The sequence below is a fragment of the Virgisporangium aliadipatigenens genome (genome assembly GCF_016863615.1).
Taxonomy (GTDB): domain Bacteria; phylum Actinomycetota; class Actinomycetes; order Mycobacteriales; family Micromonosporaceae; genus Virgisporangium; species Virgisporangium aliadipatigenens.
On the sequence record NZ_BOPF01000007.1, the window covers coordinates 44,386 to 68,677 of the forward strand.

General features: G+C 72.9%; 23 protein-coding genes. 12 read left to right on the top strand and 11 right to left on the bottom strand.

Annotation, left to right across the window (positions count from 1 at the left end; genetic code table 11):
* Positions 1 to 155 precede the first annotated feature (155 nt).
* From Val02_RS10835 to Val02_RS10855, 5 genes are read left to right on the top strand one after another with little or no spacing between them, the layout of a single operon-like run.
* A complete protein-coding gene (locus tag Val02_RS10835; protein ID WP_275415562.1) occupies positions 156 to 1,727 on the top strand; it encodes a tryptophan halogenase family protein in 1,572 nt (523 codons plus the stop codon).
* Complete coding sequence (locus Val02_RS10840) at positions 1,727 to 3,241, top strand: class I adenylate-forming enzyme family protein (protein WP_203898851.1); 1,515 nt, start codon at positions 1,727 to 1,729, stop codon at positions 3,239 to 3,241. The genes Val02_RS10835 and Val02_RS10840 overlap by 1 nt, the downstream gene beginning before the upstream one ends.
* Complete coding sequence (locus Val02_RS10845; RefSeq protein ID WP_203898852.1) at positions 3,238 to 6,246, top strand: non-ribosomal peptide synthetase; 3,009 nt, start codon at positions 3,238 to 3,240, stop codon at positions 6,244 to 6,246. The genes Val02_RS10840 and Val02_RS10845 overlap by 4 nt, the downstream gene beginning before the upstream one ends.
* The gene (locus Val02_RS10850; RefSeq protein WP_203898853.1) at positions 6,243 to 6,500 is read left to right on the top strand and encodes an acyl carrier protein; all 258 of its coding nucleotides are present in this window, start codon (positions 6,243 to 6,245) and stop codon (positions 6,498 to 6,500) included. Before Val02_RS10845 ends, Val02_RS10850 begins: the two co-directional genes overlap by 4 nt.
* On the top strand, positions 6,497 to 7,828 hold the full coding sequence (locus Val02_RS10855; RefSeq protein ID WP_203898854.1) for a condensation domain-containing protein: 1,332 nt from the start codon (positions 6,497 to 6,499) through the stop codon (positions 7,826 to 7,828). The genes Val02_RS10850 and Val02_RS10855 overlap by 4 nt, the downstream gene beginning before the upstream one ends.
* Here Val02_RS10855 and Val02_RS10860 read toward each other — a convergent pair.
* From Val02_RS10860 to Val02_RS10870, 3 genes are read right to left on the bottom strand one after another with little or no spacing between them, the layout of a single operon-like run.
* The gene (locus tag Val02_RS10860) at positions 7,818 to 9,113 is read right to left on the bottom strand and encodes an NAD(P)/FAD-dependent oxidoreductase (RefSeq protein WP_203898855.1); all 1,296 of its coding nucleotides are present in this window, start codon (positions 9,111 to 9,113) and stop codon (positions 7,818 to 7,820) included. The two genes, Val02_RS10855 and Val02_RS10860, sit on opposite strands and share 11 nt — an antisense overlap.
* A complete protein-coding gene (locus Val02_RS10865) occupies positions 9,110 to 10,237 on the bottom strand; it encodes an aminotransferase class I/II-fold pyridoxal phosphate-dependent enzyme (protein WP_203898856.1) in 1,128 nt (375 codons plus the stop codon). Before Val02_RS10865 ends, Val02_RS10860 begins: the two co-directional genes overlap by 4 nt.
* A 12-nt stretch (positions 10,238 to 10,249) precedes the next feature.
* Entirely contained in the window at positions 10,250 to 11,104 is an 855-nt protein-coding gene (locus Val02_RS10870) for an SMI1/KNR4 family protein (RefSeq protein WP_239152695.1), read from the bottom strand.
* A 41-nt stretch (positions 11,105 to 11,145) separates the two neighbouring features.
* Here Val02_RS10870 and Val02_RS10875 point away from each other — a divergent pair, with 41 nt between their 5' ends.
* Both Val02_RS10875 and Val02_RS10880 read left to right on the top strand, forming a co-directional pair.
* On the top strand, positions 11,146 to 11,472 hold the full coding sequence (locus Val02_RS10875; protein WP_203898857.1) for a hypothetical protein: 327 nt from the start codon (positions 11,146 to 11,148) through the stop codon (positions 11,470 to 11,472).
* 1 nt (position 11,473) lies between these two features.
* A complete protein-coding gene (locus Val02_RS10880; RefSeq protein WP_203898858.1) occupies positions 11,474 to 12,751 on the top strand; it encodes a DUF6973 domain-containing protein in 1,278 nt (425 codons plus the stop codon).
* Between the two features lie 3 nt (positions 12,752 to 12,754).
* Here the strand turns inward: Val02_RS10880 and Val02_RS10885 are convergent, their stop codons facing one another.
* From Val02_RS10885 to Val02_RS10895, 3 genes are all read right to left on the bottom strand, one after another.
* Positions 12,755 to 14,377 (bottom strand): methyl-accepting chemotaxis protein, encoded by a 1,623-nt coding sequence (locus tag Val02_RS10885; RefSeq protein WP_203898859.1) that lies wholly within the window; start codon positions 14,375 to 14,377, stop codon positions 12,755 to 12,757.
* 67 nt (positions 14,378 to 14,444) lie between these two features.
* Complete coding sequence (locus tag Val02_RS10890; protein WP_239152697.1) at positions 14,445 to 15,773, bottom strand: ABC transporter substrate-binding protein; 1,329 nt, start codon at positions 15,771 to 15,773, stop codon at positions 14,445 to 14,447.
* 165 nt (positions 15,774 to 15,938) lie between these two features.
* The gene (locus Val02_RS10895; protein ID WP_203898860.1) at positions 15,939 to 16,178 is read right to left on the bottom strand and encodes a hexameric tyrosine-coordinated heme protein; all 240 of its coding nucleotides are present in this window, start codon (positions 16,176 to 16,178) and stop codon (positions 15,939 to 15,941) included.
* A 68-nt stretch (positions 16,179 to 16,246) separates the two neighbouring features.
* Between Val02_RS10895 and Val02_RS10900 the strand changes: the two genes are divergently transcribed.
* Positions 16,247 to 16,702, top strand: a complete 456-nt coding sequence (locus Val02_RS10900; RefSeq protein WP_203898861.1) for a MarR family winged helix-turn-helix transcriptional regulator — start codon at positions 16,247 to 16,249, stop codon at positions 16,700 to 16,702.
* Positions 16,703 to 16,741: 39 nt separating this feature from the next.
* Positions 16,742 to 17,200, top strand: coding sequence for a hypothetical protein (locus tag Val02_RS10905; protein ID WP_203898862.1), 459 nt, complete (start codon positions 16,742 to 16,744; stop codon positions 17,198 to 17,200).
* Between the two features lie 12 nt (positions 17,201 to 17,212).
* Here the strand turns inward: Val02_RS10905 and Val02_RS10910 are convergent, their stop codons facing one another.
* The 3 genes from Val02_RS10910 to Val02_RS10920 all read right to left on the bottom strand — a co-directional run bounded on the left by Val02_RS10910 (position 17,213) and on the right by Val02_RS10920 (position 19,929).
* The gene (locus Val02_RS10910) at positions 17,213 to 18,445 is read right to left on the bottom strand and encodes a VOC family protein (protein ID WP_203898863.1); all 1,233 of its coding nucleotides are present in this window, start codon (positions 18,443 to 18,445) and stop codon (positions 17,213 to 17,215) included.
* Positions 18,446 to 18,511: 66 nt separating this feature from the next.
* A complete protein-coding gene (locus Val02_RS10915) occupies positions 18,512 to 19,594 on the bottom strand; it encodes a hypothetical protein (protein ID WP_203898864.1) in 1,083 nt (360 codons plus the stop codon).
* Positions 19,591 to 19,929: a PadR family transcriptional regulator gene (locus Val02_RS10920; protein ID WP_203898865.1), complete on the bottom strand. Its 339-nt coding sequence runs from the start codon at positions 19,927 to 19,929 to the stop codon at positions 19,591 to 19,593. Before Val02_RS10920 ends, Val02_RS10915 begins: the two co-directional genes overlap by 4 nt.
* A gap of 95 nt (positions 19,930 to 20,024) precedes the next feature.
* Between Val02_RS10920 and Val02_RS10925 the strand changes: the two genes are divergently transcribed.
* Positions 20,025 to 20,558 carry a hypothetical protein gene (locus tag Val02_RS10925; protein ID WP_203898866.1) on the top strand — a complete coding sequence of 178 codons (534 nt, stop codon included), beginning with the start codon at positions 20,025 to 20,027 and terminating at the stop codon, positions 20,556 to 20,558.
* Between the two features lie 7 nt (positions 20,559 to 20,565).
* Here Val02_RS10925 and Val02_RS10930 read toward each other — a convergent pair whose 3' ends face one another.
* Both Val02_RS10930 and Val02_RS10935 read right to left on the bottom strand, forming a co-directional pair.
* A complete protein-coding gene (locus tag Val02_RS10930) occupies positions 20,566 to 21,195 on the bottom strand; it encodes a DUF4082 domain-containing protein (RefSeq protein ID WP_203898867.1) in 630 nt (209 codons plus the stop codon).
* 78 nt (positions 21,196 to 21,273) lie between these two features.
* The gene (locus Val02_RS10935) at positions 21,274 to 21,726 is read right to left on the bottom strand and encodes a hypothetical protein (protein ID WP_203898868.1); all 453 of its coding nucleotides are present in this window, start codon (positions 21,724 to 21,726) and stop codon (positions 21,274 to 21,276) included.
* Positions 21,727 to 21,943: 217 nt separating this feature from the next.
* Here Val02_RS10935 and Val02_RS10940 point away from each other — a divergent pair, with 217 nt between their 5' ends.
* Positions 21,944 to 23,476: a hypothetical protein gene (locus Val02_RS10940; protein WP_203898869.1), complete on the top strand. Its 1,533-nt coding sequence runs from the start codon at positions 21,944 to 21,946 to the stop codon at positions 23,474 to 23,476.
* Between the two features lie 10 nt (positions 23,477 to 23,486).
* On the top strand, positions 23,487 to 24,275 hold the full coding sequence (locus Val02_RS10945; RefSeq protein ID WP_203898870.1) for an MOSC domain-containing protein: 789 nt from the start codon (positions 23,487 to 23,489) through the stop codon (positions 24,273 to 24,275).
* Positions 24,276 to 24,292: the final 17 nt, after the last annotated feature.

The following is a 24,292-nucleotide window of genomic DNA, read 5'->3' on the forward strand; positions in this document are numbered from 1 at the left end:
TGGGAGGTGTGTCGGCTGTCATCGTAATCAATTACTCATGCCGTTTGAACAGCCAAAACGTGCGTCTCGAAAGGGCGTACGACGAATAGACGTGCCTAATTGGAAAAGCGGAAACGCCCGCTCGGCCGTCGAGAAAGAAAGGTGTGTAGGTGCACATGGAGAAGCCCCGCAATATCGTGATCGTGGGCGGCGGAACCTCGGGATGGATGACCGCTTCCTATCTCGCCGCCGCGTTCGGCGACCGGGTGTCGATCACGCTCGTCGAGTCCGGCAAGGTGGGCACCATCGGCGTCGGTGAGGCGACGTTCAGCGACATCCGGCACTTCTTCCACTTCCTCGGCCTGGACGAGCGGGAGTGGATGCCCGAGTGCAACGCGACCTACAAGCTGGCGGTGCGCTTCGAGAACTGGCGCCGCCCCGGGCACCACTTCTACCACCCGTTCGAGCAGATGCGCGCCGTCGACGGCTTCCCGCTCGCCGACTGGTGGTTACGGGAGCCCCTGACCGACCGGTTCGACCGGGACTGTTTCGTGCTGGCGTCCCTCTGCGACGCGGAACGCAACCCGCGCTTCCTGGACGGTTCGCTGTTCGAGCAGGACTACGTGGAGGACAAGGACGACGTCGCCCGGCACACCATCTCCGCCTACCAGGGCGCGCAGTTCCCCTACGCGTACCACTTCGAGGCGCACCTGCTGGCCAAGTTCCTGACCGGCTACGCCACCGAACGCGGCGTGCGGCACGTGATCGACGACGTGGTCGACGTCGCGCTGGACGAGCGCGGCTGGATCGATCACCTGCGCACCGGGGAGCACGGGGAGCTCGGCGGGGACCTCTTCGTCGACTGCACCGGATTCCGCGGCGTGCTGCTCAACCAGCGCCTCGGCGAGCCGTTCATCTCCTACCAGGACACGCTGCCCAACGACAGCGCGGTCGCCCTGCAGGTGCCGCTGGACATGGAACGCCGCGGCATCCGCCCGTGCACCAGCGCGACCGCGCAGGACGCCGGCTGGATCTGGACCATCCCGCTGTTCGGCCGGATCGGCACCGGATACGTCTACGCGCGGGACTACTGCGAGCCGGACGAGGCCGAGCGGGTGCTGCGCGAGTTCGTCGGTCCGGCGGCGGCGGACGCGAGCGCCAACCACATCCGCATGCGGATCGGCCGCAGCCGCAACTCCTGGGTCAACAACTGCGTCGCCGTCGGGCTCTCCAGCGGCTTCGTCGAGCCGCTCGAGTCCACCGGCATCTTCTTCATCCACCACGCGGTCGAGCAACTGGTGAAGTACTTCCCCGGCGAGGACTGGGACCCGACGCTGCGCACCATGTACAACAACGCGATCGCGCACTGCATGGACGGCGTCCGCGAGTTCCTGGTGCTGCACTACAAGGCGGCATTGCGGGCCGACAACGAGTACTGGCGGGACACCAAGACGCGGGCGATCCCGGACGGGCTGGCCGAGCGCCTCGAACTGTGGCGCAGCCGGCTGCCCGACGCCGAGACGGTGTACCCGTACTACCACGGGCTGCCGCCGTACTCGTACATGTGCATCCTGCTCGGCATGGGCGGCATCCCACTGCGGCCGTCGCCGGCGCTCGGCCTGACCGACGACACCGCCGCGCGCAAGGAGTTCCAACTGCTGCGGGACAGGGCCGAACATCTCGTGCGTCGCCTGCCCACGCAGCACGAGTACTTCTCGCGGATGCGGCGTCAGCAGCCGGACCTGTGATGTCCACAGTAGACGGTGCCGGTGCGCGGACCGTGCCGGCACAGCTCGCCACCCGGGCCGCGCAGGAGCCGGACCGGGTGGCGGTCCGCACGCACGGGGTCGACGAGCTGACGTTCGCGCGGTGGCACGGGCGCGCGCTGGCGGTGGCCGCCGGCCTGCGGGCCCGTGGCGTCCGGCGCGGCGACCGGATCGTGCTGCACTTCGGGGCCCGGCACTGGGTCGACTTCGCCGTGGCCTACTGCGGCGTGCAGGCGGCCGGCGCCGTCGCGGTGCCGTGCGCGGACCGGCTCGCCCCGGCCGGGCTGCGGCACGTCGCGGCCGACTGCGCACCGGTCGGCTTGCTGCACGCCGCCGGTGCGGCGCCGCCGGCGTTCCCGGCCGGTTGGGTGTCCACTGTGGACGATGCGGCGGCGCTCGCCGGTGCGCCGGTCGACATCGGCGCCGTGCGGCCGGGCGACCCGGCGCAGATCCTGTACACCTCCGGCACCACCGGCCGGCCGAAGGGCGTCGTCGCCAGCCACGCCAACCTCATGGCCGGCGTCGCCACGGATCCGCGCCGGCGGCCGCTGGCCCACTCGACGCACTTCCTGCACGCGTTCCCGATCGGCACCAACGCCGCGCAGACCATGCTGCGCAACGCGCTCGACGCCCGCCCGACCGCGCTGACCCTGCCGCAGTTCACGCCGGTGCGCTTCGCCCGGCTGATCGAGCACTACCGCGTGGGCACGGTCTTCGTGGTGCCGTCGACGGCCGTCGAACTTCTCGGTTCCGGCGCCCTCGACCGCCATGACACGTCGAGCGTGCTGCTGCTCGGTTCGACCGCGGCCGCCCTGCCGCCGGCGGTCGCGGCCGCGCTGGCAAAGGCGTTCCCGGCGGCGACGATCGTCAACTACTACACCTCGACCGAGGCGGCGCCGGCACAGACCAGCATGGTCTTCGACCCGGCCCGGCCGGACTCGGTGGGGTGGGCGCCGGCCGGCTCGCTGCGCGTCACCGACCCGGCGGGGCGCCCCGTCCCGCCCGGCACCGCCGGCGAGGTCTGGCTGCGTTCGCCGTACCCGCGCGGCTATCACGCCGACGCCGGCGCCACCCGCGAGGTGTTCCGGGACGGCTGGGTGCGGATGGGCGACGTGGGCCGGCTCGACCCGGACGGCTACCTGTACCTGCTGGACCGCCGGCAGGACGTCGTGAAATCGGGCGCGTACAAGGTTTCCACGCTTCAGGTGGAGGCGGCGATCCACGAGCACCCGGCCGTCCGCGACGTCGCCGTGTTCGGTGTGCCGCATCCCGTTCTGGGCCACGAGGTGGCGGCCGCGCTGGTCTGCGCCGGGCCGCTCACCCTCGCCGAGCTGCGGGCATTTCTGGTCGAACGACTCAGCGCCCACGAGGTTCCGACAAAGATTCTGACGCTCGAGCACCTCCCGCGAAACGCCGGCGGCAAGGTGCTCAAGCGGGAGCTGGCCGCCCTGCTCGGGACGGCCGCCGACCACGCGCACCCGGAGGTAGGCCGATGACGCAGGCAACGCCCGCCCAGCACGGGATCTGGCTCACCGAGCGCTCCGGCGACGCCGGCACGGCCTACCACCTGGCGCTGACCGTCCGGCTCGACGGGCCGCTCGACGAGCCCGCGCTGCGCGCCGCGTGTGCCGCCGTGCTGGCCCGGCACGAGCCGTTGCGCAGCGCCGTCGCCGAGACGAACGGCGTGGCGCACCTCGTGCCGGCGCCGGTGCCGCCCACGCTCGCCCGCACCGCCCTGGACGACCCGCTCGTCGCCGAGGCGCTCACCCGGCCGTTCGACCTGGAGCGCGGTCCGTTGGCCCGCTTCGTTCTCGCCGGCGAGGGCGAACGGCACCTGCTGCTGTTCGTGGCGCACCATCTCGTCTTCGACGGCATGTCCAAGGACATCCTGGTGCGCGAACTGGCCCGGTCCTACGCCGGCGCCACGGATCCGGCGCCGCCGCCGCGCCCGCACCCGCCGGCGGTGGACCCGGGGGAGGCCCGCGCCTTCTGGCGCACGCGGTGGCGCGACACCACCGAGGTGCTGCTGCCGCACCTGGGCCGCCCGCCGGCGGGCCCGCGACCCGGCGCCACCGTGCGGTTCACGCTCGACGCGCCGCTTTCCGAGGCGATCGACCGCGGCGCCCGCAAGCTCGGCGTGACCCGGTTCGAACTGCTGCTCACCGCCGTGCACGCCGTGCTGCGCCGCTACGGCAACACCGACGTCCCGGTCGCGGTCGACGTCTCCACCCGCACCCCCGAGGTCGCGGAGCACATCGGGCTGTTCGTCAACGAACTGCCGATCGCCGTGGCCGCGCCGGAGGACGTCACGTTCGCCGACCTCGCGACGGCGGTGCGCGCCGAACTGCGGGCCGCGTACCGGTTCCGGGCGGTGCCGGTGGCGCACGCCGTCGGCGGGATGCGTCCCCGGACGGCGCTCGCGCCCGTGTCGGTCAGCTATCGGCGGCGCGCGCCGCAGCCGCAGTTCGTCGGAGTGCGCGCCGAGGTCGACTGGGCCGTCTTCGCCGGCACCGCGCGCAACGCGCTGCACCTGCAGTTCGTCGACGCGGCGGAGGGGCTGGACGTGAGCCTGCGGTTCGCCCCGGACAGCCTCCCGGTCGAGGCGGCCGAACGGATCGCCGGGCACCTGCGCACGTTCCTGGCGGCGGCGGTGCGCGAACCCGACGTGGCCGTGCGCGACCTGCTGCTGCTGCCGGCCGACGAGGAGGCGCTGCTGCTGCGGGAGTGGAACGACACCCGGCGCGACTACCCCGACACCACGCTGCCGGCGCTGTTCCGCGCGCAGGCCCGCCGGACCCCGCGGGCGGCGGCGGCCGTGTGCGGCGACCGGACGGTGACCTACGCCGAGCTGGACGCCGCCGGCGGTGCGCTCGCCGCCCGCCTCCGGGCCCGTGGCGTCGGCCCCGGCGCCCTGGTCGCGATCTGTGTCGAACGCTCGCTCGACCTGCTCGTCGCGCTGCTCGCCGTGACGCGCGGCGGCGCCGGTTACGTGCCGGTCGACCCGGCCTATCCGGCCGCCCGGCGGGCCCTGATCCTCGACGACGCCCGCCCCGCGGTGGTCCTCACGACGCGTGCGCACGCCGCCGACCTGCCGCCCGGACACGACGTGCTCCTCCTCGACGCGCCCGCCGACGGGCCCACCGCCGCCGGCTCCTGCGCCGGCCCGAACGGCGACGACACCGCCTACGTGCTGTACACCTCCGGTTCGACCGGGCGGCCGAAGGGCGTGGACGTGCCGCACAGCCGGCTGACCAACTTCCTGCTGGCGTTCCGCGACGCGCTGGCGGCCGGCCCGGGTGACACCTGGCTGGCGCTGACCTCGCCGTCGTTCGACATCTGCGCGCTGGAGCTGTACCTGCCGCTGATCACCGGCGGCCGCGTGGTGATCGTCCCGGAACGCGACGCGCGGGATCCGGCCGCCCTCGTGCGACTCGTCCGCGAGCGCGGGGTGACGCACGTGCAGGCGACCCCGTCGGGCTGGCGCGTGCTGCTCGACGGCGGCTTCGGCGCCGCCGGCCGCGAACCGGTGGTGGCCGTGTGCGGCGGCGAGGCGCTGCCGGCACCGCTCGCGCGGACGCTGCGCGCGCGGGTGGGTCGGCTGTTCCACGCCTACGGGCCCACGGAGACCACGGTCTGGTCCACCCTCGACGAGATCCCGGAACCGGTCGGCGAGGTCACCATCGGGCGGCCGGTGGCCAACACCCGGGTGTACCTGCTGGACGGGCGGCAGCGGCCGGTCCCGATCGGGACGGCGGGGGAGGTGTGCGTCGGCGGCGCCGGCGTCGCCCGCGGGTACGTCGGCCGCCCGGAGCTGACCGCCGAGCGGTTCGTCCCCGACCCGTGGGCGCCGGGCGGCCACCTGTACCGCACCGGTGATCTCGCCCGGTACCTGCCCGACGGGCGGCTGGTCTTCCTCGGCCGTTCCGACAGTCAGGTCAAGATCCGCGGACATCGGGTCGAGTGCGGCGAGATAGAGGCGCGGCTGCTGGAACATCCGCGGGTCGCCCAGGCGGCGGTGATCCTGCGCGACGACCCCGACGACGACGGACCCCGGCTGGTCGGCTACGTCGTCCCGCGCGGCGACCCACCCACCCCGGCGGCGCTGCGGGAGCACCTGGCCGACACCCTGCCCGCCGCGGTGATCCCGACCGGATGGCTCTTCCCGCAACGGTTCCCGCTCACGCCCAACGGCAAGCTCGACCGCTCCGCGCTGCCGGCCCCGGCCCGCGAGCCGGCATCGCAGGCCCCGCGAGCGACCGGCGGCGACGACGCGGTGATCGAGACGATCCGGATGGTCTGGCGCGAGGTCCTGCAGCTCGACGAGGTCGGCGACGACGAGGACCTGTTCGACCTCGGCGGGCACTCGCTGTCCATCACCCGCATGATGACCCGCATCCAGCAGCAGCTCGGGGTGGCCCTGCCGCTTGAGGTCTTCTACGACACGCCGACCGTCGCCGAGATCGCGGTCGAGGTGCGGCGGCGCAAGGAGGTGCACCGATGAGCCCGTCGCGCGTGCGGGAACGCCTCGCCGAACTGGTCGCGGTCGCCAGTGACGGCGCGGTCCCGGCCACGGCCGCGTCGGCGCCGGACGCGTCGCTGGGCGCGCTCGGGCTGACGTCACTGGGCTACCTGCGCCTCGCCGACGCCGTCGAGCAGGAGTACGGCGTCGAACTGGACCTGGGGCTCGTCGCCGCGCTGGACACCCTCGACGGGTTGGTGGAGCAGATCGCGGCGCTCGATCCCGGCCGGCCGTGACGGCGCCGTCGACCGCCACCGTCGAGGTGCCGGTGCGCGGGCCGGTGGTCCGGGGCGGGCCGCTCAGCTGGGGCCAGCTCGCCATCTGGAAGGCGATCGTGGCGCTCGCGCCGCACGACCACCTGGTCAACATCCCGCGGGTGCTGGTGGTCCCGGAGAGCCGGCAGTGCGACGTGTCCGCCGTCGTCGCCGCGATCGCCGAACTGGTGACCCGGCACGAATCGCTGCGCACGGTCGTCGTCGCGCACGGGGAGACGGTCCGGCAGGAGGTTCGCGCCGACGGCCGGCTCCCGCTGACGGTGCGCCGCTCGACGCCCGGGAACGTGGCGGACGACGCGGCGGCCCTGGTGCGGGAGCTGGCCGCGACGTCGTTCGACCACGCGAGCGAACTGCCGCTGCGGGGCGGGCTCGTCGTGGTGGACGGTCGGGTGCGCCGCGTCTGCCTGGTGTTCGACCACTGCGCGACGGACGCGCAGGGCGCCGAGGTCGTCCTGCGCGAACTGCGCCACCTGCTGACCCGGGGCGTGCTCGCGACACCCCCCGGCGACCAGCCGCTCGACCTGGTCCGGCAACAGTCCACAGTGGACGCCGGGCGCAGCGCGCGGGCGGTGGCGCACTGGCTGGCCGGCTTCGCACGGGTGCCGCCGGTGCAGCTCGCCGCGGGGGAGCCGGCCGACCCGCCGTTCGCCCGCGTGCACCTCGCGTCCGGTGCGGCCGAACGCGCCCTGGACGTGCTCGCCGGGCGGCTCGGCGTCACCGGTTCCACGATCGCGCTGGCCGCCGCCGCACGCCTGTTCGCCCGGTGCGCCGGCCGTCCCGTCGTCGCCCTGAACGTCTTCGTCGGCAACCGGGTCGGCGACGGGCACCGCACGGCGGTGTGCCCGATGAACCAGCTCGGCCTCTTCGTGGTGGAGCCCGGCGCCGGCCCGTTCGCCGACACGGTGCGCGCGAGTTGGCGCGCCGCGCTCTCGGCCTACCAGCACGCCTACTACGACCAGGCGGCCCTGGACCGGGAACTGGCGGCGTTCGAGCGCGACACCGGCATCGAAACGGCGCCGCTGTACGGCTTCAACGACATGCGCCCGGCCCGACCGGCCCGCCGGGGGAAGGCCCCGCCGCCGGTCGGCGCACCCGACGGCGTGCTGTACCGGTGCCCGCCGCCCGGGTCGGTCAACTGGCGCTTCATCCTCGAACTGCGCGACGTCGAGCGCGGGGTGGAGTTCATGCTGCGGGTCGACACGCGGTACCTGTCGGCGGCCGCGGCGGAGCGGTTCCTCGTCGACCTGGAGGCGCTGCTGGTGCGGGAGGCCGCGCGGGTCAGCCCATGACGGTTCCGGAGGAGGCGGTGTTGACCGGCCGCCTGCGGGAGAACGCGCCCAGGTCGACCTCGTGGCCGGTGTGCGCGCAGGTGTAGCGCACCGGCTCGGCGTCGTGGTCGTGGCCGTTCTCGACGGCGTCGATGATCGCGTCCAGGAGCGAGCCGATGACGGGCGCGTTCTTGAACTGGTTGCCGCTGGTGCCGATCGCCACGTAGAAGCCGGGCCGGGCGGTCCGGTCGTAGATCGGCGTCCAGTCCCGCGCCACGTCGTACACGCCGGCGATTCCCCGGGGGCGGTTCGGCACCGTCAGGTCGGGCAGCCGGCGGGCGGCCCTGGTCAGCTGGGCCTCGAAGAGCGGGACGGTGGCGTTGAGGTCGACGGTGTCGGGGTCGTCTATCCACTGCAGCGGGTCGCACTCGGGTTCGGTGCCGCCGACCAGCAGGTTGCCGCCGGTGTCGGGACGGAAGTAGACGCCCAGGTCCAGGTCGGCGATCACGGGGAACCGGTGCCGCAGGGCCGGCGGCGCCGCGGTGTGGTGCACCTCCTGGCGCATCGGCCGGACGTCGACGGTGAAGTCGTGCGCGGCGCCGGCCAGCTCGTTCACCCTGCTCGACCAGGGGCCGGCGGCGTTGACGAGAACCGGCGCCTCGACGGTGTCGCGGCCGTCGAGCCCCGTTCGCCAGACATCGCCCGTCCGGTCGATCGACGTGACCCGGCGGCGGAACGCGAAGCGCGCCCCACGACGGACGGCCGCCGCGGCGAGATTGGCGGCGGCCAGGCGGGGGTCGTCGACGAAGCCGCCGTCCGGGGTGAAGACGGCGCCGAGACGCCCGCGCGGCTCGTCGAAGAACGCGTCGGAACCGACCGGCTTGGGCGGGTAGTAGGCGCCGGTGTCGATGCCGGGCACCCGGGCGGCGAGGGTGTCGGCGTCCCAGACCTCGTAAGGGATTCCGGCCTGGTCGAACAGCGCCGCCATCCGCTGCCGGGGGATGAGCGGGACGTCGAGCAGCAGCTTGCCGGTGCGGTGGAAGCGGGCGAGGCCGTTCGGGTCGCGATGGCCGAGGTGCTCCTCCCAGCGCTCCCAGCGGAACTTCGACTCCCACGCGATGGCGACCCCGGCCCAGGTCGAGTAGTTGAACCGGATGATGGCGCTGGACGCGCTGGTGGAACCCATGCCGGGCGCGCCGGCCTTGTCGAGCACCAGCACGTCGAGGCCGCGCCGGGACAGCTCCAGCGCGGTGGAACAGCCGACGATCCCGGCGCCGATGACGAGCACGTCGGCGGTGGCGGTCACGACAGCGCGTCCAACTCGGCGACCAGGTGGCCGAGGCCCGCGCGCAGCTGGTGCGGTTCGCCGCCGAACCCGACCCGGAAGTAGCGGCCGGGCAGCTCGAACCCGGACGCGGGAACCACGAAGGTGCCGCGATTCTCGGCGAGGTTGCGGTAGACCTGTTCGGCCTGTTCGTCGGTGGCGTCCACGATCCACGGCAGCGCCACCACACCCGCGCTCGGCGGCACCCAGCCCAGGCGCGGATGCCGCCGCACGACGTCGGCGACGACGGTCCGGTTCCCGGCGACCCGCGCCCGGGCCCGCGCGACGAACGGCCCCGGGTCGCGTTGCACCTGGAGCGCGATGTACTCGCCGAGAACGTTGTTGGTGATCGTGATGTGCTCCCGGCAGGCGACCAGGCGCCGGACGAGTTCGCGGTCCCGGCAGGCGATCCAGCCGATCCGGATGCCCGGCAGCCCGAACGTCTTCGACATCGTGGAGATGCTCACCGCCCGTTCGTCGAGGCACGCGGCCGGCGGCAGCGGCTCGCCCTCGGTCATCAGGCCGTAGGTCTCGTCGCTGACCAGGCGCACCCCGGCATCGCGCGCGATCGCGACGACGGAACGCAGTTCGGCCTCGCTGATCATCGAACCGGTCGGGTTGTTCGGATGCGTGATCGCGAAGAACTCCGCCCCGCCGGCCAGCGACGCGCGCACCTCCTCCAGGTCCGGCCGCCACTGCCGGTCCGGCCGCAGCCGCAGCAGCTCCACGCTCGCCCCCCGCGAACGGGGCACCAGGTAAAGCGTCGGGTAGGTGGGGTGTTCGACCACCGCGCGCGAGCGACCGTTCAGCAGCACCGTGGCGAGAACGACGATCGCCTCGCCGGCGCCGGCCGTCACGACGATGTCCTCGGCGGTGAGGCCGGGATAGTGCGCCGCGATGGCCGCACGTAGTTCGGGCAGGCCCTGGTGGTGCCCGTAGCGCAGCGGCAGCTTCCACAGCTCCTCGGCCGACAGCGGCAGGTCGGCCAGGCTGAGACTGGTCACCGCGCTCTCGCCGATGTTGGACGTCACCGCGTACTGGTAGCGGTCGAACCACTCCTCGAGCGGCATGCGGACGGACATCGAGTCCGGAGCGTCAAAGGCCATGCGGCCAGTAGATCAGTAGTCGTAGGAGTGCGGGCCGCTCAGCCAGCGGCTGAGGTACCGACTCTGTACGTCGCCGGTGAGCAGGCCGGCTACGGTGTCGGCGAAGCCGCCCGCGAAGCGTTCCCAGTAGGGCCCTCGCTCTTTCAGCACCGCCGTCCACTCCTCGGCGGGGACGCCCGGCCGCGCGTGCCAGAACAGGATGTGGCCGTTGACGCTGGAGCCCCACGCGATGAGGTCGTCGCCGGGGGAGAACCACTCCGGGACCTCGTCCCGGTCGGGTGCCCAGTGCGCGGCGTCGCCGAGGCGCCAGGTGGCGTCCTCGCGCCAGGCGTCCGGGCCGGCGAAGTCGAGGCGCACCGCGGACCAGGCGTAGAGGTTCTCCTCCACGAGGTCGAAGCGGCCGCCGATGCCGTTCACCGCCAGATGGTCGTCGATGACGCCCGACCCGTGCGCGTCGACGAACCGCTTGTAGTCGCCGGGCAGGGTGACGCCCAGGGCCGCCTCGGTGTCCGACCAGTCGAGCCGGGTCTTCGACGGGGTCAGTCCCAGGATCTCGGCGGGGTCGTGCCGGCCGGTGCCCGGTGCGGCGGGGCGTTCGCCGAACAGGTAGTCGTCGGGACGCAGCAGGTCGCCGCCGACCCCGGTGACGACGGCGTGCGTCGCCGTGAGTTCGACGACGGTGAGGTCGACCGCCCGCGCGTGCCGGCCGTGCTCGCGGGTCACGACGTCGAACCGGTCGCCGGGCCGGGGCCATTGCCGCACGTGGAAATCCGGCTCGCCGTCCAGGTGCCAGCCGTTGTCGACGGGTGCGACGTCAGCGATCGCGAAACTGAGACGGATGAGCGGCACGTCGACATCATGCCGCACCGACCGGACGATACTTTGACCGCCGCCGATACGATGCGGCGATGCCGAGCATCGATCTGCCGTCGGTGAACAGATCCGCCAACATCCTGTTGGAACTGGCCGGGACCCTGCAGGCCGGGCGGCCGGAGCCGGCGCTCACCGCCCGGGCCGGGAGACCCTACGCGCACGGCGACGTCGAGGCGACGATGCGCGAGTTCGCCGGGTTCGCCGCCGATCAGTACCAGGACGCGGTCGCACTCCTCGCCGCGCTGTCGATGCGCCTGCAGGAGACGGCCGCCGCGTACGCCGCGACGGATGAGGGGGTGCGGCAGACCCTGGACGGCTTCCTCGCCGGCACCGAGTACCACCCGGCGCCCGGGACGGAGTGACGTGGCTGTTCGACGGCAGGTGAAGTACATCGAGGAGATGAGCCCGGATCGGGTGACGATCGCGGAGCGGGAGTGTCAGCGCGTGGTGCGGCTGATCGGTTCCACCCAGGGAACGCTGGACCGGGCGAGGTCGACGGTCGTGTGGGCGGATCGCAGCAGCGAGCTGTTCGACCGGCGGCTGCGGCAGGCGGACCGGACGTTCGAACAACTGATGGAGGGCTATACCAAGGCGGCCAGGGCGCTGAACGAGTACATCGCCGCGCAGCGCGAGGCGCAGCGGCTGGTCGCGGAGGGCGTGCGGGTGGAGGACGAACTGCGCGAGATACTCGCGTACCTGGCGCGGACGCACCCCCCGCTCCACCGGCTGGACCCGATGGAACAGTGGGCCTTCTGGGCCGGTCGCGCCGATCCGGACCTGCAGGAGGAGATCGATCGGGTGCGCGCCGACGCCGATCTGCTGTACCACCGGGCGGCGCAGTGGTACGACCGCGCGCGGCGGACCGAGGCCGACGCCAGAGGTGTGGCGGTGACCGCGCTGCGGGCGGCCCGGCGGCTGCTGCCCGAACTGCGGGGCGACAGCGCCGCCGCGAAGGCGGTCATCGCGGGCACACCCGGGCTGCGGGCCGAGATCGAGGAGTCCGCGCGCCTCGACCCGGACCCCAGACGACCCGGCGAAGCCGTGCTCACCCAGTATCAGGTGCGCGACGACGCGCGCCGGGAGCAGTTCCCCGCCGAGGGCAACCCGCTGGCCCGGCTCGCGCACGAAACCGTGCAGCACAACGAGGCCCGCATGCTGGAGGAGCTGTACTCCCGGTCCCCGGTGGACGGCTGGCTGCCCCGCTTCAACGACATCCGCAACGAGGCGAACGCCGAGGCGCTGCGCCGATACCCCACTCCGGATCAGAACGACGACCACTTCGACGCCTTCCGGCACACCTACTGGAGCGCGCTGCTCACCAGCCAGTACGGCGAGGACTGGGCCCGGCGGTACACGAGCGCGCACGAGGAACTGCTCGGCAACCCCGCGCCCCGCGAGGCGATGGACCTGTACAACAACGAGGTCGGGCGCGCGATCGCGCTGGCGAACCCGGGCGCGTCGGAGCGCGAACTCGCCGACCTGGCCCAAGCGGCGGTGCGGGAGGGCCGGAGCGTGGTCGTCGGGCGCGACGGGCGCACGCTCGAGTTCAGCGATCAGATCGACTCGGCCGACACCGGCACGCCGCGACCGAACCACATCCTGCCGGGACGGCCCCAACCGGGCCCACCGGCGCCGCCGTGAGCCTCAGCGTGCCGCCGCATCGGCTCCGTCGGGGTCGTCCAGACGGAACCGCGCGACGACCTGCATCAGGTCGGCGGACATCCGGGCCAGGTCGTTCGCGGCGAGTTGGTTGGCCTCGGCGCCGATCATCGTCTGCTGCGCGCCGTCGGCGACGGCCGAGATGCTGGAGGCGATCTCGCCGCTGCCGTCGGAGGCGAACTCGATGCTGCGGCTCATCTCCTTGGTCGTGGCGGTCTGCTCCTCCAGGGCCACGGCGATCGTGGTCTGCGACTCGTCGATCCGGCCGATGATCTCGGTGATGGTGGCGATGGCGGCCAACGCGGCGCGGCTGTCGGTCTGAATCGTCTCGACCTGCCGGGTGATGTCCTCGGTGGCCCGGGCGGTCTCCTGGGACAGGTCCTTCACCTCGCCGGCGACGACCGCGAAGCCCCGACCGGCGTCGCCGGCGCGGGCGGCCTCGATGGTGGCGTTGAGCGCCAGCAGGTTGGTCTGCTCGGCGATCGCCGAGATGACCTTGACGATCGTGCCGATCTCGTTCGACGAGGTGTTCAGCTTGGACATGATGTCGTTGGTGGTCTGCGCCGCCGTGACCGCCTGTTCGGCCACGTCGCTGCCGTCGCGGGTGCTGCGCGCGATCTCCTGGATCGAGGAGCCCATCTCGGTGGCGCCGGCGGCCACCGTCTGCACGTTCTGCGAGACCTGGCCGGCGGCGCTGGTCACCGTCTGGGCGCGCTGGGAGACCGACGTGGCGACCGCCGCGATCTGGTCCGAGGTGCGGGTCAGCTCGTCCGCGCTGGAGGAGAGCGTGACCGCGTTGTCGGCGAGGGTGTGCATGGCCGAACGCATCTCGTCGGCGGCCCGGTTCACCGCGGCGGCCATCTTGCCGAGTTCGTCGCGGCTGCGCACGCGGGCGCGCCGGGTCAGGTCACCACCGGCGACGGCCTCCATCACCCGCTGCACCTCGCCGAGCGGCCGCACGATCGCCCGCGCGGCGGCCTGGGTCAGCACGAGCGCCAGCACCATGCCGACCAGCAGCACGGTGCCGATGGTCCAACGCGCGCGGTCGACCGTCGCCTGCGCCGCCGTCGCCATGAGGCCGGCCGCGTTGTTCTCGTACTCGGTCAGGTCGGCGGTGGCCCAGTCGACCCGGGCCAGCGACGGGGTGTAGTCGCCGGCCGCGGAGGTGTATCCGACGCTGGCCGGGTCCGCGCTCTCCAGCGTCTTGGCTGCTTCCTTGAACATCGTCCAGAAGGCGTCGAAGTTCTGGACCAGGCCCTGCCACTCGGCGTCCTCGACCTCGCGGCCGGCGTAGGTCTTGAACAGTTCGTCGGTGTTGCCGATGGCCGTGTTCAGCTTGGCGATCAGCGGCGGGCGGGACTGTTCGTCGGCGACCCGGCTCTGCATCCCGTAGAGCACCACCTCGCCGAACGCCTGACGGATGCCGGTGATCTGGCTCAGCCCGGCCACGTTGCGCTCGTTGATGGTGGTGATGGCGGTGTTCAGGTTGCCGGTCTGGGTGAAACCGGCCCCGGCCACCGCCAACGTGCTGAGCACCGTCACGCCGACCGCGATGGAGATCTTGCTGCGCACGGTCAGGTCGGCCAGCCAGTTCCGCCGTTTGCTCATAGGTGCGCATCCCCTGGGTCGTCGTGACGGTGCGTCGTTTCAAAGGTGAGATCGGAAAAGGCGGGGGTCATTTCCCGGGTTGGGCGCTGTCCACCTTCGTCGCGTCGGCGATGGCCTTCTGCCACGCCGCGTCGCTCGTCGACTTGCCGAGTTCGACGTCGCGCAGGGCGGCCTCGACCGCGTCGCGCACGGCCTGGTTCTTCGGCCCGAAGTACACCGGCTTCAGGCTTAGCGCGCCGGCACCGAAGATGGCACCGGTGGCCGCGCCGCTGAAGTACTCGTTCTTGGCGCCCGTGATCGCGGGGTCCTTCAGCGCGTTGAGGTTCGAGGGCAGCCCGCCGGTCTTCTTGAACGCCGCGATCTGGCCCTGGGCGCTGGTCAGGAACCGCACCAGTTCGGCGGCCTCCTTCGGATGCTTGGCCTGCTTCGGCACGGCCAGGAACGAACCGCCCCAGTTGCCGCCGCTGCCGGGCGCGCGGGCGATGTCCCACTGACCCGCCGCGGATTCACCGGCGTTGCCCTTGATGACGCCGGTCATCCACGACGGGCAGGCGATCGTGGCGAACTGCGCCTGCTTGAAGCCGTTGACCCAGCCCTCGGACCACGACGCCAACTTCGCCGAGAGCCTGCTGTCGATCATCGTGACCGTGAAGTCCCAGGCCGAGCGGACGGCCGGATTGCTGCTCACCACCAGCTTGTCGCTCTTGTCGTAGAACGTGTAGCCGCTGGTCTCGGCGGCGGTCTGCATCATCATGATCGTGAAGACGTTCACCGAGGAGTCGAGGAAACCGACGCCGGGGCTCGCGGCCACGAAGCGCCGGCCGGTGGCGAGGTAGCCGTTCCAGTCCGGCCACAGCGCCCCGACGGCCTCGCGATCGGTCGGCAGCCCGGCCCGGGCGAACAGGTCCTTGCGGTAGCAGATCGCCATCGAACCGACGTCGGTGCCGAGGCCGAGCAGCTGTTTGCCGTCCGCGGACAGGCCCTGCTGCCACTTCCAGTCGATGAACTCGCTCTTGGCCGCACCGAGGCCGTGGTCGAACAGGTTGTGGAACCGGTCGGCCTGCGCCTTGAACTGCACGATCGTGCCCTCTTCCAGGGCGACGACGTCACCGGCACCCGCGCCGGACTTCATCCACTGGGCCAGCCGAACGTTGTAGCCGCTCAGGCCGTCGCCCTTGCCGCGCTCCTTGATGCGGATGTTCGGGTGCGACCGCTGGTACTCCTCGTACAGTGCCTCGTAGCCGAAGCCCTGGTCCGAGAAGATGTCGACCTTCAGCGTGATGACGTCGTCGTCGGGCACCGACACGGCGGTCGTACAGCCGGTGGCGGCCAGGAGAACGAGGCTCAGGCCGGCGCACGCCGCGGCCGCACGCCGTCCGATCATGCCGAGACGCATCGTCACGCTCCTCCCGTTCGTCCCCGCCCGTCCGGGTTCCCGGCACGGCTACGGCGCGGACCCGCCGCACTTCTAACGGCACGACGACCGGGAGTTGTAGAGATCTCCGACACCATTTCCGCGCCGGAGTTCGGCCGTGCGTTTCCGGCCGATCCAGCGCGGCGGTCAGGCGGACGCCTCGGTGCGCCAGTAGCCGTTGGCCGCGGCCACGGTCTGGAAGTTGGTGGCCACGACGTGCGAGATGGAGATCAGCGCGTCGAAGTCCTCGGCGTAGGCCGGGCGCAGCCGGGCCCGGACCGCGTCGTCGGGCTGGGTCTTCTTCACCGCCACGCGGGACAGCTTGATCGCCAGGTCGAACCCCTCCTCGGCGGTGGCGGTGATCAGCGACGGCAGCCAGGTGCTCATGTCGTTCCCCTTGTGTCGAGCACGATTAAGTCGTACGCGACATTATCGCACCGGGCTATGATGCGGCAATGGAGATCGTTCGTGAGGACCGGCACGCCGCGCTCGCCGATCAACTGTGCTTCGCCCTCTACGCGGCCTCCAAGACCGTGGGCAACGCCTACCGGACCCTCCTCGAGCCGCTCGGCCTCACCTACCCGCAGTACCTCGTCATGCTGGGGGTCTGGGCCCAGGACGGCCTCACCGTCGCGGAGGTGAGCGCGGCCGTCGGCCTGGAGACCTCGACCCTCTCGCCGCTGCTCAAACGCCTGGAGCAGGCGGGATTCCTGACCCGTCGCCGGGACACCGCCGACGAACGGGTGGTCCGGCTGCACCTGACCGCCGCCGGCGCGGAACTGGAACGCAGTGTCGCCCCGGTGCGCGAACGGGTCGAGAACGCCACCGGCCTGACGGCTGCCGAGTTCGCGCAGCTGCGGGGTGCGCTGCTGCGGCTCCAGCGCACCGTCAGCGGTGCCGACCTGAGCTGACGTGGCGCGGCCGTCTTCGTGGAGAGGGAGGTTTCACCCGTGACCGAGGTGTCGTTGGGCGAGGCGGCGCGGAGCAGGTTCGAGGGTCTCGCGGCGGAACTCTCCGCCACCGGCGACGTCGCCTCCTGGGACGTGCGCGGCGACGGTGGCGGGCTGGTCCTGACGCTGCGCCGCGACGACGGCGCGACGGCCGTGGTGGAGCTGGCCGCCGACACGCGGACGTGTCTCGTCCGGCTCGCCGACACCTACGAGGACCGGGAGATCGCCGACGGGGAACCGGACAGGCTCGAGGCGCTCGAGGACAAGGTGGCGATCGCGCGGCTGTACCTGCGGCGCCGGTATCACGAGGAGGTGAGCCGGCGATGGGGACGGGTCGTGGCGCGCACCATCCACCTGGCGGGCAAGGAGGAGACGTTCTCGCTGTCGGCCTCGCCCGGGGGAGTGCCGGGGCTGGTGGGCCGGCTGCTCGGCGGCCGGACCTCGATCGTCCGGCCCTGATCGCCGAACCGGTTACGCCCGGCCGTACGAGACGAGGCCCAGCTCGTTGCCTTCCGGGTCGACGAGGGTGTGCCGCTGCGGATCGCTCCCGGCGACGACCCGTCCCCCGGCGGCCACGGCCGCGTCGACGCGCGCCCGCGCCTGGTCGTGCGGCACGCGGAGATCGATGCGGACGCGGTTGCGATGCTGCCGCCGTTCCGTGTCCGACGCCTCCATCGGCTGGAAGAACAGGACCGGATCGAGCCGACGCGGATCGAAGATGTCGGTCACGAACGCCCGCGGGTCGGGCCGGTAGCCGAGTACGGAGGCCCAGAACGCGCGCACCGCGGGCACGTCGACGGCGTCGATGCCGAACTGGACGAAACGCGGGCGGGTGGGGTCGGCGGCGAGCCCCAGGTCGCGGGCGGCGTTCTGGATCCGGCCGGCCAGCTCCCCGAACCCGTCCTCCCACCGGTCCTTTCCGCTGTCGATCGTGACGCCGTCGGGCCTGACGTCCACCGCCAACGGCAGCCCCGCGTCGTCGGCCAGGGCGGCGACAGCCGTCGCGAGTGCGGCCGCCGGCTCCGGCGCGTCGACCGGGTAGTGCGCCATCGCGGCGAAGAGCACCTGCCAGTCCGCGGTCTCCGGCCCCTTCGGCAGCCCGTCGCCGGGGACCAGGTCGACCACGTTCCCGTCGGCGTCGGCGAGCGCGACCCCGTACGCGCCGAACGGCTCCTGCCCGACCGCCGCCCGGACCGCCCGCACCGCGTCCGGCGCGCGCACCACGTCGACGTGGAACCGGTCGCGCAGCGGCCGGGGCCGGCCCGGTGCGAACGACAGCACCGGATCCCGCCGCGACGGATCGCCGAGCGCGTCGGGGCCGGCGGGCTCGTAGGCGAGCACGTTTCGCCAGAACGGCACCAGCGCCGGCCGGTCCGCGGTGTCGATCACGAGCTGGACGGTCTGCAGCACGGCCGGGTCCGCGCCGAGGCCCAGCTCCCGGGCCGCCGTCGAGATCGACCGCGCGAGCTGCACGTCGGCGCGGGTGAGGTCCCGCGTCGGGCCGATCCGCACGCGCACCCCGCCCGGTCGCAGGTCGACGTCCGGCAGCCCGGTGGCGGCCGCCAGGCCGGCGATGCGGCGGACGAGGGCGGCGCCGGCGGTCATCGACGGCGCGTCGAACCAGGCGCTCGCACCGGTGTCCAGGACGCGCCAGTCCCGGACACCGTCCGCTCGCGGGAACTCCGTCGAAGCGTCCCGATCCATCAGCGTCCCCTTTGGCATCGTCGCGGAACCCGCCTCACGATATCCGCGGGGATGAACGCTCGAGCCTCACTGCCGGATGCGGCGACGCCCCGCCCACCAGCCGGCCACCGCCAGGAGCACCGCGGCGGCGGGCGCGGCGAGGGCCGTCATCAGCAGGCCGGACGACGGCGTCGCCTCGGGGTCGAACTGGGCCACCAACTCGACCAGGGCCGGCAGCCGGGCACCGGCGATACCGAGCCCGATGCCGAGCGGGATGCGCGGATCGACGAACGCGAAGGCGATCGCCAGCAGCGGCGCGGCCTGCAGCACGACGAACGCCCGATCGGTCGCGGCGGACGCCAGGACCGTCACCCCGACGACGGCCAGGCCGAGCGCGAGGGCGCCCGCGGCGGCCCGATACCCGGTGCGCACCGCGCGGGAGGGCCGGCGGAGCAGCGCGACCAGCAGCACCAGCAACAGCGGTCCGGCCAGCAGCAGCCAGGGCCCGACGCCCATGCGCAGGCCCGCGACCCGCAGCAGAACGCTCGCGGCCGCCACCGGCGCCACGCAGAGCGCGAGCAGCCACCACGGCACCCCGTCGGGTCGCACCAGCGCCTGCCGGGCGAGCACGGCCAACGCCGCGAGCGCCGGCAGGTAGGCGGAGTTCTCCATGTCCAGCAACGCGAACGGGTCGTAGGTGAACGCGCCCAGGAAGGTGTTGACCACCAGCGCGGCCGACGCCAGGGCCAGGCCGGTCCGGAAGCGGTTCGTCGCGGTGGCGATCAGTGCGCCGGCGGCGAGGAGCAGCTGGAACAGCTCGGGGGCGAAGGCCCATTGCAGCGCGGATTCGCCCGGCGGGACCCACGAGCGGAGGAACCCGATCCGGACGGTGATCAGATGGGTCAACGACACGATCGCGGCCAGCCGGAGCGCGCCGAGCCACAGGCGTTCGGCGGTGAGCAGGTGGGTACCGGCTCTGGTGCGCAGGCCGGCCATCACCAGCCGCGCCGCCTGCCGCGGATCGGGTCGGCGTTGACCCGGGGCGGCGGCGTCGAGCAGGGTGCCGACGATCTCGTCGCCGCGTTCGTGCCGGTAGCCGGCCGGGTAGGCGCGCAGCAGCCGGCGGTAGCGCCGTTCCAACGCCCGGTCGTCCCGCTGTGTCGCGCTCATGCCGTCTCCGCTCCCGCGTCCTGTCCGAGGCCCGGAAGGGTCACCCGCTCGGTCACCACTCTCGCCGCGGCGGCCATGCGCACCGCTTCCTGCCGCAACGCCGCGCTGCCCCGCTCCGTGAGGACGTAGTAGCGCCGCGCCCGGCCGTTGACGACCTCCGCGCCGTCGGACTCGACGTGACCGTCGGCGGCGAGCCGGTCGAGCAGCGCGTACAGCGTGCCGGCGGCCAGCCGGACCTGCCCGCCGGAGAGGTCCTCCACCTGTTTGATGATCGCGTAACCGTGTCGACGGCCGTCGAGGAGCGCCGCGAGCACGAAGTAGCGAGGTCCGCCCATGTTCACGTCGAGAGGATATACGCATCTTCGATATATAGGGAAGACTCACCTGTGGTGACCGCGTCCCCGACCGCTGAACCGTAGGGTGACACCTCGTGGAACGACCCGGGCGGCACCGCCGCGACATCTCGATCACGGTCGGCGCGTCGACCGTTGCGGAACTGCTCGCGACCGTGGACGCACGCAGGGCCGGCACGCGCCGCTCCACCGGCCTGTGGGCGCGGGCGCGAAACGGCGGCCGGGTGCGGGCGCGCATCCTGCCGACCGGCCGCTATCACCTGCCGCCGCACTTCTCCGGCCGGTTCGAGGCGGGCGAACGGGGCGGCACGCTGCGCGGCACCATCCGCGAGTCCTTCTTCGAACTGCTGATCCCGCGCCTGTTCGGCATCGCCGCGCTGGCCTTGCTCCTGGGTGATCTCGCCGTCGTCCTCGGCGACCCGTTCATCGTCGTGGGATTCGCGGTGTGCACGATCGGGGCGCTGGCGACTGGGTGGTTCGCGTACGTGTTCGGGCGGGCGCGGGCGGCGCAGTTCGCCGACGGGGCCGTCGCGCTGGAGCGTGCGCTGGTCCAGCTGCTTCCGCCGCCCGCGCGCGCCACGGGTCGCCGCCGCCGCTCGTCGCGATCCTAGGCGCGGCTCAGTGCGGGTCCGGGGTGAACGCGGGCGTCACGAGGTAGTCGGCGTCCGCCCAGTTCTCCGTCGGGAACGGCGAGCCGTTCCAGAACGACGACGTGTACACGTATCGGCTGGTCCAGGCGGACAGGTGCCCCGAGGCGGTGGAACGTTCCTCGTCGAAGCCGTGCGGCACGTAGGAGTACCGGCCGCCGCGCAGCCAGAAGCCGACGACGTAGGTCCGGCCGGCCTCGACCCGGGTCGGGTTCATGCTCAGCTGGTAGAAGCACGGCGCGAAGCGTTCGATCGCCTCGGAGGCGCCGCCCGTGGCGAGCGTCGTGCCGTCGGCCGTCCACAGGCTCCCGGTCAACGGCAGCCGCGAGTTGACCTCGTCGTAGGTGAGATCCAGGCAGATGCGGATGCCGTTGACCGTGCCCGGGACCGTCGTGCGCCACTGCACCGCCAGCAGGACGTCGGCGGTGTCGGTGACCTCCTGGACGCGCCGGTCGAGATAGGGATCGCCGGCCGGATAAAGGGATTCCGGGCCGGAGCCGTGTGCGGCGCCGGGCGTCACGGGCACCAGGGCCAGCGCGACGGCGGACGCCGCGATCGTGAACGCGGCGAGCAGCCGCCGGCGACGGTGAGCCGGACCCATCGGACCCCCCATGACGTCGATCGATTGTCACTCATCGATTCCGTGCGCATCATAGGCGATCGCGGGTCCGGTGCGCGTTCAGCGGGTGACGAGCTGAGCCTCCAGCACCGTGTACTTGTCCCAGCAGTACAGGTAGGCGTTGTCGGTCGAGTACATCGACAGCTTCTGGCCGTTGTGGTCCGAGACGAGGTACTCGCCCTCCTGGTGGAACACGGTCGCGCCGGCCCACTTGTAGAAGCCGACGTACGCGTTGTTGCTGATCGACATGTACTTCGCCTCGCCCGGGATCTTGAAGTAGGTCTTCCCGTCGTAGATGTACGGCTCCAGCGGCTGCGGGGAGTCCGCGAGCACCGCCCAGTCGGAGGAGTTGCGGCCGAGCCAGCCGACCGCCAGCCCGTTGTCGGACAGCTTGATGCCGAACGCGGTGCCGCCCGCCTGCACCGACGCCTCGGCGGCGATGCGGGCGCTCGACGCGTCGAGGTCGGAAGCGGGTTCGAAGGGACCGGTGGGGCGGTTTTCCTCGGGGTACATGGCTGCCTCCTTGCGTGCGGGTGATTGGGACCGACGCTATAGCCGGCTTCACATTCCGGCGTCTGTTTGAACAAAGCGCGCTGTTCGCCCCGCCCGCGGAGGACAATCTCCCGTGCTCACCCGTCGGGTGCGGATGCCGCACGCGGTGTCCGTTCGGGCGGCGGGAGTGCCGCTACCGTTCGCGCGTCCCGCACGACGACGAAGGGCGGCCCACTGCGTGGAAGGCAGCGTCGCGCTCGCCGGGTTCGGGCGCAGGCCGGTGCTCATGCTCGTCGTGGCGGCCGTGATCCTGTCGCTCACCGTCGCCGCGTACGCCGTCCCGCCGCGGCAGTCCGAGGCGGTCCGCAGCGTCGCGGCGCACCCGTCGCCGTCGACGTCCCCGCTCGGCTGCGCCCGGCGCGAGCCGCCGCACCGGTTCGGCATCCGCGTCGACAACGAGTGCGTCGGCTACAGCGACGGCCCCGAACTCCTCTTCGGCACCGGCACCGCCCTGCCCGAGGCGCAGCGGCGGGTGTTCCGCTACAACGAGGAGGTCGAGCGGCTGCCGCTGGACAGGTATCAGCGGGTCCGCCTGATCGTGCTGACCGGCCTGAGCGGGTCGGACGACGGACACCCGGCCGAACGCGAGACGCTGGAAGGCCTCGCCGTCGCGCAGGCCGAGGCGCTGGGCGAGCGGGACCGGCCCACCCGGCCGCTCCTGCAGGTGGTGATGGCGAACGCGGGCAGCGGCGGCCGGCACGTCGACGCGCTGCTGCCGGAGCTGGCCCGCCTGGCGCAGGACGACCCGACCGTGCTCGGCGTGCTCGTGGCGATGGACAGCCGCACCGCCACCCGGCGGGCGATGCTCGCCTTGCGGGACAACGGTTTGCTGGTGCTGACCGCCGGCGCCGTCGCCGATCGGCTCCGCGACGGGATGACCCGCTACCTCCAGTTCGACCCGCCCACCCGCGAACGGGCGAAGCTGGTGCGCGCGTACGCCGGCGCGATCGGGCGCCCGCGGATCGTCACCGTGTACGAGCCGTCCCGCAGCGAGGACCTGGCCGTCGAGGAACTGCGTCGCGCGTTGGACGCGGAGTTCGAGTCGTACGCCGAGGTGCCCTGGGACGGCTCCGCCGACGTGAACGCCCTGTGCGGTGCCGGCATCGCGCTCTACGGCGGCGGAGCCACCGGGTTCGGCGGCTTCCTGCGCGCGCTGCACCGCACCTGCGGCAGGCGTTCGCCGATCCTGCTCGGCGTCGGTGACAGCGTCCGTTACCTGCTCGGGGACCCGCGCCGCACGGGACGCGTCGACGCGCCGGCGGACTACCCGTTCGTCTTCAGCGGCAACGGGATCGGGGCCGGCGCGTGCCGGCCGCGCACCGACCCGCACCGCCTGTTCCTGGCGGTGGCCGCGCGGGTGCTCGGGAAGTGCCGCGACCCGGAGGATCCGACGCCGCTGGGCATCCTGACGGTTCCGACGTACGACCTCGTGCGCGTCGTGCTGAGCGCCGCCGCCGAGCTGAACGGCGCCGCCCTGACCGCGAACGCGGTCCACGCGCGGGTGCTGGAGTCCGGGCGCCGGCGGGCGTTCGAGGGGGCCGCCGGGCCGGTCCGCTTCGGCGCCGACGGCGTGGTCACCACCGGCGGCCAGTCGTTGATGTGCGCGCGCGACGTGCGGGCGGCCTACACGCCGGGCAACGTTCCGTGGGAGGTGGCGCGGACGGGCCCGGGCGGCGTTCCGCGCGTTCGGGGCGGCCGGTGCGCCGGTTAGGGTGGGGCGCATGGGGGAGATCGTCTGGCTGTGCCGCTATCCGGTGAAGTCGCTGCGCGGCGAGGAGTTGTCGTCCGCCGTTCTGGACGGCGACGGGCTCGCCGGTGACCGGCGCCGTGCGCTAGTCGACACCGCGACGGGGCTTGTGGCGAGTGCCAAGGATCCGCGCAAATGGCGTTCCCTCATGGGAATGTCGGCGCGCTGCGAGGGCGACGGGATCGCGGTGACCATGCCCGACGGCACCGTCGTGCGCGACGGCGACCCGGACGTCGACGACCACCTCTCCCGGGCGGCCGGGCGCCCGGTCCGGTTGACCTCCGAGCGCCCCGCCGGCGCCGCCCTCGAGCGCCTCACCCCCGAGGGGGAACCGGGTGCGGGCACACTGACCCGCGGCGCCCTCCGTGCGGCCGGCAGCTTCGTCGACTTCGGCGCGGTGCACCTGGTCACCACGGCCACGCTCGACGCGCTCGGCGCGGACCGGCGGCGCTTCCGCCCCAACGTGGTGCTGCGCATGCGCGACGACACGCCCTTCGCCGAGAACGCCTGGCCCGGCCGGGTTCTCGCGACGGGGACCGCGGCGATCCGCGTGGTGGCACCGACGCCGCGATGCGCGGTGCCGACGCTGGCCCAGGGGGACGACCTGCCGGCGGACCCGCGGGTGCTGCGCGCGGCGGCCGCCGCCAACCGGATCCCGGTCTTCGACCTGGGCACGCTGACGTGTGTCGGCGCCTACGGCGCGGTGGCCCGCCCCGGCACGCTTCGGGTGGGGGACAGGGTAGTGATGCGCGACGAGGGTTGACGTTCCACTGTGGATGG